Origin of the sequence: Parasedimentitalea maritima (genome assembly GCF_005771405.1) — a bacterium.
In the GTDB taxonomy this organism is placed as follows: Bacteria; Pseudomonadota; Alphaproteobacteria; order Rhodobacterales; family Rhodobacteraceae; genus Parasedimentitalea; species Parasedimentitalea maritima.
The window spans coordinates 361,141-376,556 of the sequence record NZ_VAUA01000005.1 but is presented as its reverse complement, the minus strand read 5'-3'; the positions used below and the strand labels follow the sequence as shown (position 1 = coordinate 376,556).

The following is a 15,416-nucleotide window of genomic DNA, read 5'->3' as shown; positions in this document are numbered from 1 at the left end:
CATCTATGCCAAACCCGTCCAATGGCCGGTTTCAGCCGCTGCTTCAACGGATCGACGCAACACAGAGTTGCAAGTTGGCCTTAGGAGTCGAGAATGGTCACTTTGACTCTAGTCACTCGACACTAGAAATGCCTCCGTCTGTTCTCCTGCGCTATGATCTAGGCGGCAGGTCCAAACCGGCCTTGCGAAGGCCCTGCTCGATTTGATGATTTAGGTCCTCGCCTAACTGCCATATTTTGATAATGTCTGACGCCCCTTTAGAGAAATCTGGCTTCAGCTCAATTAATTCTTGGATGGCCACTTGCGCCTGTTTGGTATTGCCCAATTGTCCGTGGCTGGCAGCCTGGAACAACTGAACCCAGAAGAAATCAGGCATGTTGATCTTGTCTAATGCTGTCAGGGCCAATGCGTATTCCTGCCGGTGATAGCGGTAAAAAACTTCAGGGAAGAAATACCACTGCGGGTGAACTGGGTTCAGTGCTTTGGCTCTATCCACTAGTGCCAGCCCGTCCTCCCAAGATCCGCTAAATGCCAGCCGCATACCGTAATGAGCCAAAACCGTGCTGCTGTTTGGATTTAGCGCCAGGGCGGTTTCTCCGGCCGCTTTGAATCCCACAAGGTCTCCTGATGTGAAAAGCAGATTCGAGTGCATTAAGTGCGCAGCAAAGGATTCTGGATCCAGTTCGATAGAGCGGTTTACTGCGGCCTTGGCCAAACTGAGCGATTGGGCCTTGTCGACTCCAAGATCGTACCGGATTTCTTGCATGTACAAGTTGGAGAGGACTGCCCAAGCCTCGGAGTATTCCGGATCAATTCGGGTGGCGCGTTCGACGCAGTCCTTGATGTCAGGTTGTTGATCCAAACGTATTGAGATTTGGTAGTCGTAGTAACGTAACACACAGTCATAGGCGTCAAGGTGCTTGGGGGCTTTGCTCCTGGCTGCCTTCATCGAGTCCTGTGCCAGAATGCCATATTTCCCCGCTAGGTTTCCAACCACATCCTGGATGATTTTGTCTTGGACAAAATAGATGTCAGTAGGCGTTGCATCGACCGCGTAGCTTCGCACCCAAGTGTAACGTCCGGTTTCCAAATTGATCAATCTTGCGGTCAGGCGCAGCGTCTCTCCCAATTCAAGAACGCTCCCTTCAAGCACAAACTCGGCACCGAGTTCTTCGGCCAAAGATTGGGGATCTACCGATGCTGGGTTTGATCGTTGTATGGAGCCAAGCGGCAGAACCCAGAGGTCGCGAAATCTTGCCAACTCGGTTGTAAGTTGCTGGGTAATTCCCTGGGAAAAATACTGGCGCTTTGGATCTTCGCTAAGATGTAGGAACGGCAGAACTGCAATGACTGGGCCTTTGGGAAAGTCCATTTTTGCGTCCAGTTGGCGCGGTATTAGGAATACCCACGACAGTATCAGGGTGAATAGAACCCCCCCCCCAACAATCGCTGCAACGTTGGTGAGGGACCGTTTGTCACTTGGCCTATCGGTCGGCGACTCCGGGTCGCTTTGAACTGTATTCGGCGGTAATGGCTGCAAAGCCTCCTGTGGTTCGAACCGGGGCGTATACCCTCCTTTAGGGATTGAAATGCGTATATTGTCCCAACGGCCAGCCCCAACATAATACCGGTCCAAGTCACTGCGCAGACGACGTGCTTCTAGTCGAACAACTGGGTCGTTTTGTTGATCAAAATTTGCATCACGGCCAAACACCTGTTGGGCAATGCTTACACCTTTGAGCAACGGTCCCCTACCTTCCAGCGTTTCATTCACCACAAAACTAAGGAATGCGCGGCGCTGTTCTGTCGCCGGAAAGTCTTTGTGTTGCAGGATGCGTTGCAGCTGCGCTTCAATGGCAGGTAATGTAAAAACTTCATCCATAGTGAAATCTGTTAGTTCGGCGCAAATTGCCAACCACCCCAAATAGTTTAAAAACAGGTACTTATACAGCCGTAGAATTAGTCGAGGGAAATGTAACACAGCCATGCGACGACTAGTACCAACATGTTCGTACTTCCGCTGAAATGCCCAAACTATATTTGGCCACCTAGGGCGCGACCATGAGGGTTGGCCTTGAGGTTATTCAGGAGGCATTTTTCGAATGCTGAATTTCGGTCGCGAACCAGCCAGTCGTCAATTCCAAGCAATGCTTTCAGCAACACACCATTGCGTCTGCTGTCGCGGACGATAACCGCCCACTCCCTGAGATTTCCAATACCCTTTTAACGACAGAAGAACAGGAGGCGTTCCGTTATGGTACGGCCACACACTCTGACTCCAATTTTCAAATCCACCCTGGTCGGGTCGCTGCTGGTGTTGACCGCCAGTGTAGCGTTTGCCCAGGACCACTTCGATCCCAAGGGGAATGCACCCTCACAGTTCACCATAGAGTTTCAAAACGAGATGCGCAAATCGCTGCCCTTCGATGATGAACGTGATTTCGAAGAAAGTCGCCGCGGCCTGATCGCCACTCCGGACTACAAGCAGATCCTGACCGAAGATGGTTCTGTTGCCTGGGATATGGAGAGCTACGAATTTCTGCTGAAGGGAGACCAGTTCGACACGATCCATCCTTCGCTGCAGCGCCAAGCTATTTTGAACATGAACTATGGCCTATATGAAATTCTTGAGGGTCAGATCTATCAGGTGCGCGGCTTTGATCTATCCAACATTAGTTTCATCAAGGGTGACACAGGTTGGATAATCTTCGACCCGTTGGCGTCCAAGGAAACGGCAGCCGCTGCATTGAAATTGGTCAATGACACCGTGGGCGAGCGTCCGGTCAAAGCTGTTATTTATTCGCACTCCCATGCTGACCATTATGGCGGCGTGCGCGGTGTGATCAGTGATGAAGACGTGGCCGATGGTGTACAGGTCATCGCACCTTCAGGCTTTATGGAACACGCTGTCTCTGAGAACGTTTATGCAGGTAATGTGATGAACCGGCGCCTGTTCTTTCAATATGGCGTTCTGTTGCCGCGTGGCCCCGAAGGTCACGTCGATCAGTCCATCGGCAAAAATATCTCATCCGGCACCACTGGGTTAATCGAGCCGACTAGATATATTTCGGATGATTTCGAAGAGATGACCATCGATGGCGTCAAGGTGGTGTTTCAAAATACGCCCGGCACCGAAGCTCCGGCTGAGATGAATACTTATTTCCCTGACCTCAAGGCATTCTGGGCTGCGGAAAACATCACCGGCACTATCCACAACATTTATACCCTGCGTGGTGCCTTGGTTCGCGATGCTCTGAGTTGGTCCAAGCATATCAACAAGGCCCTGTATTCCTTTGGTCAAGACGCCGAAGTGATGTTTGCCTCGCATTCTTGGCCGCGTTGGGGCAATGAGCGCATCCAGGAAGTCATGCGCTCGCAGCGTGACACCTACGCCAACTTGAACAATGGCGTTTTGAATCTGGCCAACAAAGGCGTCACAGTCAACGAAGTGCACAACGTCTACGAAGTGCCTGAAAGTCTGCAAAACCAATGGTCAGCACGCAGCTATCACGGTTCGGTCGAGCATAACTCACGCGCCGTCATCAACCGGTATCTGGGGTATTGGGACGCCAACCCTACGACGTTGATCCCTCTGTCTCCTAAAGATTCTGCACCTCTTTACGTCGAAATGATGGGTGGGGCCGCTCCAATTCTGGCAAAGGGGCAAGAGCTGTATAACGATGGCATGTATCTGCAAGCGACCGAAATCCTGAACAAACTGGTTTACGCCGAACCCCAGAACCAGGATGCAAAAGATATGCTGGCTGATGCGTTCGAACAGATTGGCTATCAGAAGGAGAGCCCTTCTGTCCGTAACTCGTTCCTTGCTGCTGCCTACGAATTGCGCAATGGGCTCCCCCAAGGGGCCTCGATTGAAACCACTGGACCCGACACAATCAAAGCAATGCCTACGTCTATGTGGTTGGATTTCCTTGCCATCCGCCTGAACAGCGAAAAAGCGGCCGATATGGATTTCTCCATCAACCTGCACATGCCGGACCGGGATGAACAGATCGTGGTCGAGATGAGCAACGCGACCTTGACCCATATCGTTGGATACAATGATGACGACGCCACGCTGAGTGTTGAAATCAATCGCTCAGACTTGGAAAAAGTGATGACCGGCGAAGAACGACTGCTTGATCTGATCAAAGACGGCACCGCAAAATCCACCGGCGATACTTCGGTTCTGGATCAACTGGCCTCAGTTCTGGATCAGTTCGACCTAGGATTTGAGCTTATGCCCGGCACCGGTGCACAAGACTTAACCGAAGAAGCTAATGCGTTTGCACAGCCCGCGCTAGCCAACACAAACGGCGGTTAAATAGGCCAATAGTGCTTGGCGGTGCTCGACGAAGGGACCGCCAATTACGCTTTTGTCTCGCCCCCGGTTCCCTCGTCCGGGGGACGACAATCATCTCCTGCAGGAGATGCGCCGTCTTCTTTCCCTCTATTGGGAAGGGGGCGGTGTCGGCTATTTAAAAGAGCAAAGCAATTTTCTCCAAGATTCGACACAGCATTTTCAGAAGCAATTGTTGCGCTTGAAGGGCCCGTTCCCGCTAGAAAACACCTTTCGGTGGCGATTGATTAAAAGGTATACTTAGAAGCTCGAGTATTTTTCGAAGTTCAATTCTGCGCAACGCAACAACGACGGCTTTGGGAAAGCTGCAGTGCAGCACAGAGGTCTCCTGAAGCGGCAGCAATGGTCCGGTATCACCAGTTGTAGCAATGACCTTGAACTACCGGAGAGTTCATTCAGCATTTGTACGGGCGGAAACGCAGCGAAGGTTGTCTGTCTGCCCTTCCTGCCTATCCCACCTCGTGCATCGGACAAGAAAATAGAGGTCTAGAAAGGGCTGGAACCGGCCATTAGATGCGATCACCACCAACGGCGGCTATGCGCAAGACAGTGAACTTTGCAAAGTTGGCCCCCAGGACGCGCCGACATGTCGTGAACGACCCTTACCTGACCTTGATCGGGATATCGCATGCCGCACTGCAGCTTTCCCGAAACAGAAATTGACTGGTCTGCGTAGCATTTGGCTTGATGACGGCCATGCGAACATGGTGTGAATTCGCTGCGGCCTTGCCAAAGCCCGATTCCCCTCCATCCGCAGACGGCTCACTACGCGCAGTTGCACAACTCGCATACACCATGTTAGCTGGTGCATAGCCATTCTTGAGTATGCTGCTCAGGTGTCGGTTAGGGCTGACACGGTGATTGCACACCTTGTCAGCCTGAACTTAATAACTTGCCATTTCCGCACCAGATGACCAACCAAGTGTCTCGGTTTCGGACGTTCGGTTCTCAGCTTTGGTGAACTTCGATCAGGCCGATTAACTCGACAGGGACGGCCCAAACCAGCAGTTGTGGCAATAGCCTGATTCTGTAGGACAGCTTCCCGAAGGCAGACCTTGCAGCGGCGTTTCCAAACATTCTTCCACCATGCGATCAAGCCCATATTTCTATGCGCGTGATTCAGCGACATTTTAAGGGCTTATACTACCGCGGCGAATGCCCGCTTCCCGCCCTTGGTGCCAATATGCCGTGTTATGCTGCGCCCAACACGAATGTCGTAGAAGGGTTGAAAGCGGGAGTGCGTTGCGCCGAGGTCCAACGGCAGCTATGCACAGTTTTCGCACTTTGCAAAGTAAGAGCGCCAAGTGTGTTGGTTCGACAGGACCGGCACACTGAACGTCGTTCGTCCCAAACATGTCTAACGGCAGGTTCCAGCCATAAAGCGGGCTCGTTGCCTAGCGTATGGGTAACCGACGCGCTCATGCAGAAAGTACGGGCAAAAGGGCACTCTTCGGCTTTTGCTAGAACAACGGTTATGTGCTGTATACAGATTTTAGAGTAGACAAACCTAACCCAAAGCGGATGCCCAAATGGACAAACATTGCTTTGGATCAATTCGTTTTCTATCACCAGATATCGTCAATCACGGGCGGTGTAAGCGCCATATCTGAAGCGATCGGGGTAGCCTCATCCACGCCACCTACAACAATTGTAACAGTCGCCTGATCAGTGGCGCCATGTCCGTCCGAAATGGTGTAGACAAAAGTATCTTCCAACGCTTGGCCGCTGTTCAAAGCCTGAATATCAGCGGCTTGCGTCGCATCATATGTTAGCAAGCCAGTTTCCGCATCATAGGTCACTGTGGCCCCGTGTTCACTGGTGCCGCTTTCCAGCGAGAAGATGAACTCATCGCCTTCTGCATCGATGTCGTTCCCAAGTAGCTCTGCAATGTCGATAATCGCTGAACTGTCCTCGTCGGTGTAATCCAAGCTGGAGATTTCGCCAGAAACGTCAATAACGCGAGATACGATATCAACAGTAACCGTGTTCGGGTCCGTCTCGTTAAGACGTTCTTGACCCCAAGTGATGACAATCCGGTTGTCGTTTAAGGTCGTAATTGACGAGCTATGGATTCCACCAGTGCCGGCTTCTCTAACTATGAAGGCGCTACTGTTTTCGCTTCCATCCGGATTGAAAACCTGGGCGCGAAGTGAGTTATCTGCGCCTGGAGCTCCGCTCCATGTCACAACAAAACGACCATCTTCGAGCCATGTTGCGGCGCGTGTTACAAAAACTCTATTTGACATTTCATCTAGCCGGAATTCACCAACCGCTTCGGAACCATCGGGGTTGAGTATCGTAGCGAAATAACCCGAATTTTCGTGATCGTCGAATTCATGGCGGGCCCATAAGACTAAGATTTGTCCGTTTGGTCCAACCTCAACTGTAGGATCTAAATTTGATGTGGTCTCAGAAGCATTGCTCGTAACTGCGTAACTAAATGTTACAGCACCAGTGCTATCAAGGAAATCTACGTTGATATCATACCCTTCGCGCGGAACGAACTCGCGGGACATCCTAGCGATAACGAACCCACCATCAGCGAGTGCGGTAATGCTGGGGCTTGCTTCAAGGGTTTCTGGATTGGTGCCGAGTGCAACTTGCGCGCCTACACCGTGTCCCTCATCATCAAATACCGAAACCATTAAATCGTAAGTCCAGTCGGTAGAGTCATAAAAACTCTGCTGCCAGGTAATTGCGAATCCGCCATCTTCGAGCCCAACGACCTCAGGGTTATACCGAGAGCTGCCAGTTGCATCGTTTACAAGAAATTCATCTGTAACCGGTGTCCCGTCGGCTTCAAATACCCTTGCCCTGATGCTCCATGGGATTGAGCCTCTGCCTTCGTAGGATGGACTAAGCCAGGTGACAACATAGTTGCCATTTGCCAAAACCGCGATGTCAGGTTCAATCTGCTCTCTTTCTGTCACGTCGTTTACTCGAAACTCATGACTTGTCGGGACACCGTTTTCACTAAAAGAACGCGCACGAATTCCTCCCGCCGGATCATCCTCAGAAATGGCGCGAGTGTGCCAGACAACTACGTAACTACCATCCTCCAAGGTAGCGACAGATGAATTGGTTTGTCGCCCAGGAACATTTTGGTTCACTACGACTACTTCGCCTGCGTCAAAGGTGACCACAGGCACGGTGTCGTCGATGAGCAAATCATCATTCGCGGTCGGGCCATCGTTTTCCCCCGTCAGCGAGACATTCACCACCGCTTCAAAAACTTCGCCATATGGGTCGATCACTGAATAGGTAAAGCTGTCTTCAAACAGCTCGCCTTCAGTCAGGTATTGCAGCACGTCATCGGCGTTGTAGGTGATATCCTCGCCATCATAGGTCACCCGGATACCGGATGTGCTGTACTCGCTTACCGTAAATACAGGCAGGCGATCGCCCAGGCCCTCATCATTTTCCAGCAAGGTCGATAGAGAGATAACCAAAGGATCATCGCCTTGCGCAGACACCCGGTCATCAACCAGCGTCGGGTCGCCTTCCCAGGTAAGATCCAGCAAGGTGCCATCCCCCTGGAAAAAGATCGCCTCAACGCCAGTCAGCCGATCTGACCCAGCATCCGATATGCCAGTGTTGACCGAGGTGATTGTTTTGCGCGAGGACGACAGGTCGAGAATGTAATCGCTGTAAGACCCGGCGTAATAGACGGTGTCGTAACCATCTCCGGCTGAGATCTGATCATCTCCCTGACCACCCCAAATCTTGTCATCGCCATCACCAGTTTGGATAATGTCGTTGCCTTCATCGCCCCAAACTTCGACATTTCCGTCGCCAGTGCGGATTTTGTCGTTGCCAGCACCTGCATAGATTTCGCCATCACCATTGCCGACGCGGATGTCATCGTTACCGTCACCGGTGAAGATCTCGTTATAGCCACCGCCAGCTGAAATTTTGTTGTTGCCGTTGCCCGTCGAGATTTGGTTATTGCTATCGCCGGTGCGGATGCTGTTGTTGCCGTCGCCAACAAAAATGAAGCTGGACCCATCACCCACTGTGATCCGGTTGTTGCCGTCACCGGAATGCACCTCGTTGTCGCCATCCCCCAGTGTGATGGTGTTCCTGCCATCTTCGGCAAAAACGCTCATGGTGCCATCGCCGCCAGTTATCTTTTTGTCACCACTTCCGGTGGAAATGGAGGCGTGCCCATCCCCGACGCGAATGTCATCCTTGCCGTCACCCGTCTCGATTACGACCGATCCGTCTCCGACGGTGATCCTGTTGTCACCCCCTTCGTCTTCGATCTGAATGAGACCATCGCCCAATTTGATAGTGTCGTTGCCGTCTCCGGTTGTGACCTGGGTGTCCCCGTCACCTGCAGTAATGGCGTTCTTGCCGCCCCCAGCTTCGATGGTATTTTCCCGCCCTTTGACGCGAATTGTATCGTTGCCATCACCGGTTGTGATGTGGTTCTCACCTTTCCCAGCATCAATCCGGTTTTGGCCTTCGCCAGCATCAATTTCATTAAAGCCATTACCGACCTTGATGCTGTCTTTGCCATCATGTGTGACAATGACGTTATTGCCGTCTCCACTGCTGATTTTGTTATCACCACCCTCGGACCAGACGTCATTTGCCCCGTCACCCAGACGGATATCATCGCTACCCGAACCAGAATGGATTTGATTGTCCCCGTCGCCCGCCTGAATGCGGTTGCGGCCTTCACCAGCAGTAATGGAGTTTTCACCATCGCCAGCCGTAATCCCGTCATCTCCACTGCCAGCTTCGATCTGATTGTAGCCATCTCCAGCGGAAATAGTATTCTTACCGTCCCCCGCGTTGATCTGATTGTCACTCTGGCCCACGCGAATACTGTCGGCACCTGATCCGGTTTCGATCTGGTTGAAGCCATTTCCGACCTGGATCTTGTTGTTGCCGTCACCTGCGGAGATCGTGTTGTTGCCGTGGCCAGTCCGAATGTCGTCCTTGCCGGAACCGGAGGTGATAGTGTTGTCCCCAGCGCCGACAGTCACTTTGTTGTCGCCATCTCCAACAGAAATGTCGTTGGCTCCGCGCCCAACCAGAACCGTGTCCCGACCGGTTCCAGATTCAATGAGATTATCCCCATCACCCACTGTGATTTTGTTGTCGCCGTCGCCTGCCGAAATCTGATTGTTGCCATCGCCGATCCGCAGGTCATCTTTGCCACTGCCAGACCGGATGGTATTGTTGCCGTCTCCGGCTACGACGCGATTGGTGCCATCGCCGACGTCGATGGTGTTGTGTCCATCCCCAACCAGAATACTGTCGCTGTCTTTACCGGTTGAGATCCGATTGTCGCCAGCACCTGCCTTAATGGTGTTTCTGCCGTTGCCGACGTCAATTTCATTGGCGGCATTGCCGACGGTGATCTTGTCGTCACCATCGCCTGAAGAAATTTCATTCTGACCGTCACCTGCAAGGATCTGGTTCTTGCCTGCTCCGGCGGCAATCTGGTTGTCCCCATCTCCCAGGGTTATGCGATCGGCACCGCTGCCGGTCTCAACATGGTTGGCACCATCACCAGCAGTCACCCTGTTGGCCCCGTCGCCCGCTGCAACCCTGTTGCCGCCATGACCAAGGCGGATGTCATCCTTGCCGCTGCCGGTGGTGATCTGGGTGTTGCCATCCGAGCCGATAATGCGGTTATTACCACCAGTAGAGGAGACAACATTTGATCCGCGACCCAGGGTAATCTGATCATTGCCTTTGCCAGATTGGATCGTGTTATCCCCATCGCCAACCACAACACGGTTGGTGCCATCGCCGACCTGGATCGCGTTGTTTCCATCCCCGACCGTCACTTTATCATTGCCGAGACCGGCATCGATCGTGTTGTCGCCATTCCCAGCGATCACCACATTGTTTCCATCACCCGCATCGATGGTATGGTTTTCGTCACCAACGTTAATTTTGTCGGCGATCTGCGTCCCAGTAATCACTTGCCCGCTCATTCACACACCTATCAATTGAGTAAATCTATGAGTGAGACCTAGCGGTCGCTACCTATGCGTGTCATTCAATTAGTGATCACAATTTTAAAGTATGGAATTTGAACTATTAGTACTTTCCCAACACTTTGTTGCGTCCCAGTCACCTGTTTCGTATTCACCTTTATGTCGGACTATTGTCCACTGTGAAGGACTGACTGGCTAGGCTATGGCAAAACGGGACCGTTTCCCGCCATTCTCTGAAGCGGTTGTGAACGGCAGTTTTGAACCGATCCGGTCGGTCCGCTACATTGGCCTTTGTTGACTTTGCAAAGCTAGCTTCCTGCGCATTGCCGCCATTGGTGGTGATCGTGTCTAATGACCGGTTTCAGCTGTGGTTTCAACAGATCGACGCAACACTTTAGTCTTTTTGGAAAGATGGAGTGTTAGGCATGAAGTATCGGACGCGGACATTTTACACAGACAAACAGAAGTCGGAGATGTGGGATCTCTGGCAGCGCGGAGAGTCGATGAGTTCCATTGGGCGTTGTTTTAATCGCGCTTCATCATCGATTTTCCCCCACCTTGCGGTGACAGGAGGCATCCGACCACCAGCTCGCACCAGATCCCGTCTTGCTCTGACCTTGATGGAACGGGAGGAGATCTCTCGTGGCCTTGCTGCCAAGCGTTCGTTTCGCGCCATTGCGCGGATCTTAAAGCGATCATCGCCACGCTGGTGGAGCGCCGTTCCCGCTTTGTGATGCTGGCGAAGATCGAGAACAAGGACACCCAAAGCGTCATCACCGCCCTCGTTAAACAGGCGCGCAAGCTTCCCAAGGGGCTCTACATATCGCTGACTTGGGATCGTGGGTCAGAGATGGAGGCACACCGCACTTTCACCATGGCCACCAAGATCGACGTCTATTTTTGCGACCCGCAATCACCTTGGCAGAGAGGCAGCAATGAAAATACTAACAGGCTTCTCAGGCAATACTTCCCCAAAGGCACTGATATATCAGGCTTCAGTCAAGCCGAACTCAGCGCAATCGCCCGCCAACTCAACGAGCGGCCAAGAAAGACCTTGCAATACATGACACCAGCAGAGAAATTTGGAGCCTGTGCTGCAGCGACCCGTTGAAACCACAGCCCTAACGCGACATTCATTTCTATATCCGGTTCATGCAGCAGATCATCCAGGTTGAGTGGGAAGTCATCACTTTCGTCCTCGCGCCTGAAAAATAAGTTTTGGGAAAAGCGGACCTTCGTGGGTGGCACTCAGCCTCTAGCCATAGCAATCCCATATAGGAGATACGGGACTGCTTGAACGACTTAAATAAGGGCACCTATGTCCTCAATATTCGCTGGGCCTGACATTCTGGGATTGTTCGCCGAGGCCAGAAATACCCAGCGTCATGCGATCACCCGCTTTCAGGTAAGTTTCAGGCTTTTGCCCCATACCCACCCCCGGAGGAGTACCTGTTGAAATGACGTCGCCCGGTTGAAGGCTCATGAATTGGGACAGGTGTGATATGACCGTCGCCACATCGAAATGCATAGTCGAAGTAGAGCCGTCCTGATAGCGACGTCCGTTAACTTCAAGATGCATGTCTAGGTTCTGCGGATCTTCGACCTCGTCTCGTGTCACCAGCCAAGGGCCGATTGGCCCAAAGGTATCGCAGGACTTGCCCTTTACCCACTGGCCAGAGCGGTGCAATTGAAAGTCACGTTCAGACAGATCATTTACAACGCAGTAGCCCGCGACATGGCTCAACGCATCCTCGCGACTGACGTATTTAGCTGCCTTACCGATAACCACGCCCAATTCAACTTCCCAGTCGGTTTTAACCGACCCACGTGGAATCTCGACATCGTCATATGGCCCGGAGATGGCCGAGGTTGCTTTAAAAAACACCACGGGTTCATCAGGAAGCGCCATCCCAGCTTCAGCGGCGTGGTCAGAATAGTTCAGGCCGATGCAGATGAATTTTCCGACTTGCCCTACGCAGGCACCTATCCGCGTTGCCGCAGCAACTATGGGCAGCGTCGATGGGTCAATCGCGCGCAATTTTGCAATCTGTTCGTCGCCCAGCGCATCGCCAGCGACATCTTCAAGCACTGACGACAGATCACGTATAATACCATCCGCATCCACCATGCCGGGGCGTTCGGCGCCGCGGTCTCCAAAACGAAGTAGTTTCATCTCTTCCCAATTTCCTTTCGTTAAACCGACCAACCGCCATCGATGGCATGTGTCTGACCTGTCGTGAATGCGCTTTCATCACTTGCCAGATACAAGGCCAACGACGCGATTTCTTCGGCTTTGCCAATGCGGCCCATAGGCTGCCGGTCGATAAATGCCGCAAGGGCGCTTTCGTAGTCTCCAGTTGCGCGCAACCGTCCATGCATCGAGGGGCTATCAACCGTTCCAGGACAGATCGCATTGCACCGAATTCCCTGTTTGATGTAGTCGGCAGCCACAGATTTGGTCAGTCCAATTACCGCTGCCTTAGAGGCGCAGTAAGCAAATCTGTTTGGCACGCCTTTGATCGACGACGCGACGGAGGACATATTGATGATCGACCCGCCACCATTCTCCAACATTGCAGGCAGTGCGGTCTGGATCATTTGGAACATGGCCGTCACGTTCAGGTTAAAACTGAAATCCCAGTCCTCTTTGGAGCACTCCAGGATTGTGCCATTGGCCACAACACCTGCGCAGTTGAACAGGACATCCAGCGGGCCAGCTTGGCCGAGCACGTCCTTGACAGCCTGAGCGTCAGTGACATCTAGTTTCACCGCAGACACGCCATCCACGACCTCCAATTCCTTCAGAGACGCATCGTTCACATCCGTAGCGATTACCGTTGCCCCTTGCAGGGCATACAATTCAGCGGTGGCGCGGCCTATGCCTTGCCCGGCAGCCGTGATCAGTGCCGTCTTTCCTGCAAGTCGTCCTTCAAGTTGAGCCATCATAAATCCATTTCTATACTGAGAGTTCTACCAGCCGCGCAGACAGAGCGGCAGCACGCTAGTCCAGATGGAAGACCTCTTCCATCTCTGCCCACCACTCGCCATCGGCGCGTGTCTCGAACGGCTCTTGCATTGGGCCACAGACCGCCCACCAGTCTTTGGTGATTGGATCGGCGGCGATGGCAGCGTTATCAGCCGCAAAGTCACTGCCCGTGTATTCAAAATACCCGAACATCAGACATTCTGGATGTTTCAGATAAATCGAATAGTTGCTGAAGTTAGACGAACGCAGCCGCTGTAAAACACCCGGCCAGACATCCGCATGAAGGCGTTTGTATTCATCAAGGTGCTCGGGTTTGAGCTGGATCACACTGCCCATGCGTTGCGGCGTCACAGACTGGGTCTTTGGCAAGATCGCGCCCTGCTGACCGACTACGCGGCAGGCCAGATCATGTGCTGATGCCAGGGCCGTATTGTGCGTCTTTTTGCAAACAATCGAAGCCAGATACGCGCCATTGAAACTGTCACCTGCACCTGTTGTATCAACAACAGTTTCGGCTGCTGCAAAAACCTGGGTCTTCACCGAGAGAGGCAAAGAAACAGGTCCATCTGCTCCACATTTTAAGGCACCCTTTTTTGCCCCAGAAGTCATGATACGATCAACAATTGCCGCATTGTCCCTGTCTCCGAATAAATCGGATTCATCTTCTTCTGACGGAAGAGCGATATCTGAAATTTCCCAGAACCGGGCTATTTCACGACGGGCGATCTCAGGTGTTTCCCACAGTTTGGGCCGATAGTTGGAGTCAAACGCCACCTGGAGTCCTGACTTGCGGCGCTCTGCCAGAGCGATCCAGAGCCGGTCCCGCGCGTCTTGCGTCAGGATCGCCAGTGTGATGCCCGATAGATAGGCAAGATCTGCCGCCTTAATGGCTTCCAGATGCAGCGATGTCTCGGACTTGAACATCTCACGTGCGGCAGATGCATCGCGCCAATAGTGAAAACTGCGCTCGCCCCGTTCGTCATTTTGGATGGCATAGATTCCGATCTGACGGTGTGGGTCGCGGGAGACATAGTCTGTGCCAATGCCCTCGCTTTGCATCAATTCGACCACGCTGTTGGAAAGCACATCTTGGCCAACCGCAGTGACATAATGAACTGCTACATCTTGCCCCTGAACTTCGCGCGCGCAGTAGATTGCGGTATTGAGAGTATCACCACCAAACCCGACACTTAGTTTGGGTTTCTGGCGCGAGATTTCGGCCAATGGTTCGCCTATACAGACAACGCGATAAGTCATTAGTCAAATTCCAATCCATAAAACTTAACAGCAGTGCCACCATAGATTGCTGCACGATCTTGGTCGGGACACCCTTGTAACAACTGTGCAGAAACTGCGCGCCATCGATCGTAATCACCGACAAGGTTCAAGACCGGCCAGTCGCTGCCCCACATAATCCTGTCAGCGCCGAACTGACGCAGGACATGATCAACAACGGGCTGCAATTGCTCTACGCCCCACCCAGACCCGGCTTCATTGGCGAGGCCCGAGATTTTGCACATAAGGTTAGGCAGTTCGGCCAAACAGGCCATGCCATCGCGCCAAGCTTCCCCAGCGTCTGCCTCATCCGCAATCTCAGGTTTGGCGCAATGGTCGATGACGATTGCAAGTTCCGGCAGCTCCTTAGCCACCTGAGCCAAGACTTTTAAGTGGCGTGGCACAACAAGAGCATCCAACCGCAGTCCTCGTTCCGCCAGCGCTACGAGATTGGCTTTAACCTTAGGCCGGGAAATCCAATTGGTATCTTCGATGTCTTGCAGCATTGGCCGCACGCCTTTGAAGGCAGTGGATTGCATTAAACGATCCAAGGTCTGCGGCGCATCGATGTCATCAAGATCAACCCACCCCACAACACCTTTGATGAAATTGGTTTGTTCCGCCAATCCAAGCAAAAACTCTGTTTCGGCCACGGTCGCTGCAGCCTGAACCACAACTGTTCCTGTAATACCGTGATGATCAATCAGTGACGACAGGTCTGGCGGCAGGATGTCATGACGGATGTCCGCGACCTCGTCTGTCATCCAATCATAGTCACCACGCGAAATTTGCCAGAAATGCTGGTGTGCATCGATTTTTACAGGCTCGACCATCTCAAGTT

8 protein-coding genes and 1 pseudogene are annotated in these 15,416 nt (G+C 52.6%); 3 read left to right on the top strand and 6 right to left on the bottom strand.

The features are described from left to right. Positions 1 to 151 precede the first annotated feature (151 nt). Positions 152 to 1,882 carry a hypothetical protein gene (locus FEE96_RS12335; RefSeq protein WP_138163356.1) on the bottom strand — a complete coding sequence of 577 codons (1,731 nt, stop codon included), beginning with the start codon at positions 1,880 to 1,882 and terminating at the stop codon, positions 152 to 154. 372 nt (positions 1,883 to 2,254) lie between these two features. Between FEE96_RS12335 and FEE96_RS12330 the strand changes: the two genes are divergently transcribed. Then, on the top strand, positions 2,255 to 4,324 hold the full coding sequence (locus FEE96_RS12330; RefSeq protein WP_138163354.1) for an alkyl/aryl-sulfatase: 2,070 nt from the start codon (positions 2,255 to 2,257) through the stop codon (positions 4,322 to 4,324). A gap of 1,601 nt (positions 4,325 to 5,925) precedes the next feature. On the opposite strand, the gene FEE96_RS12325 is transcribed toward FEE96_RS12330, so the two are convergent. Continuing rightward, positions 5,926 to 10,311 carry an Ig-like domain-containing protein gene (locus FEE96_RS12325; protein WP_138163352.1) on the bottom strand — a complete coding sequence of 1,462 codons (4,386 nt, stop codon included), beginning with the start codon at positions 10,309 to 10,311 and terminating at the stop codon, positions 5,926 to 5,928. A gap of 428 nt (positions 10,312 to 10,739) precedes the next feature. Here FEE96_RS12325 and FEE96_RS24110 point away from each other — a divergent pair, with 428 nt between their 5' ends. Together FEE96_RS24110 and FEE96_RS24105 are read left to right on the top strand one after the other, a co-directional pair. Further along, complete coding sequence (locus FEE96_RS24110; protein WP_425467311.1) at positions 10,740 to 11,048, top strand: helix-turn-helix domain-containing protein; 309 nt, start codon at positions 10,740 to 10,742, stop codon at positions 11,046 to 11,048. Further along, positions 11,012 to 11,425, top strand: a pseudogene (locus tag FEE96_RS24105) (IS30 family transposase); the annotation flags it as partial. The gene FEE96_RS24110 and the pseudogene FEE96_RS24105, both read left to right, overlap by 37 nt. A gap of 213 nt (positions 11,426 to 11,638) precedes the next feature. On the opposite strand, the gene FEE96_RS12315 reads toward FEE96_RS24105, so the two are convergent. The 4 genes from FEE96_RS12315 to FEE96_RS12300 are packed head-to-tail and all read right to left on the bottom strand — an operon-like array spanning position 11,639 to position 15,408. Then, positions 11,639 to 12,487, bottom strand: a complete 849-nt coding sequence (locus tag FEE96_RS12315) for a fumarylacetoacetate hydrolase family protein (RefSeq protein ID WP_138163351.1) — start codon at positions 12,485 to 12,487, stop codon at positions 11,639 to 11,641. A gap of 20 nt (positions 12,488 to 12,507) precedes the next feature. Next, complete coding sequence (locus FEE96_RS12310; RefSeq protein WP_138163349.1) at positions 12,508 to 13,260, bottom strand: SDR family oxidoreductase; 753 nt, start codon at positions 13,258 to 13,260, stop codon at positions 12,508 to 12,510. 55 nt (positions 13,261 to 13,315) lie between these two features. Then, the gene (locus FEE96_RS12305; RefSeq protein WP_138163347.1) at positions 13,316 to 14,557 is read right to left on the bottom strand and encodes a PfkB family carbohydrate kinase; all 1,242 of its coding nucleotides are present in this window, start codon (positions 14,555 to 14,557) and stop codon (positions 13,316 to 13,318) included. Then, positions 14,557 to 15,408, bottom strand: coding sequence for an amidohydrolase family protein (locus tag FEE96_RS12300; RefSeq protein ID WP_138163346.1), 852 nt, complete (start codon positions 15,406 to 15,408; stop codon positions 14,557 to 14,559). Before FEE96_RS12300 ends, FEE96_RS12305 begins: the two co-directional genes overlap by 1 nt. Positions 15,409 to 15,416 lie beyond the last annotated feature (8 nt).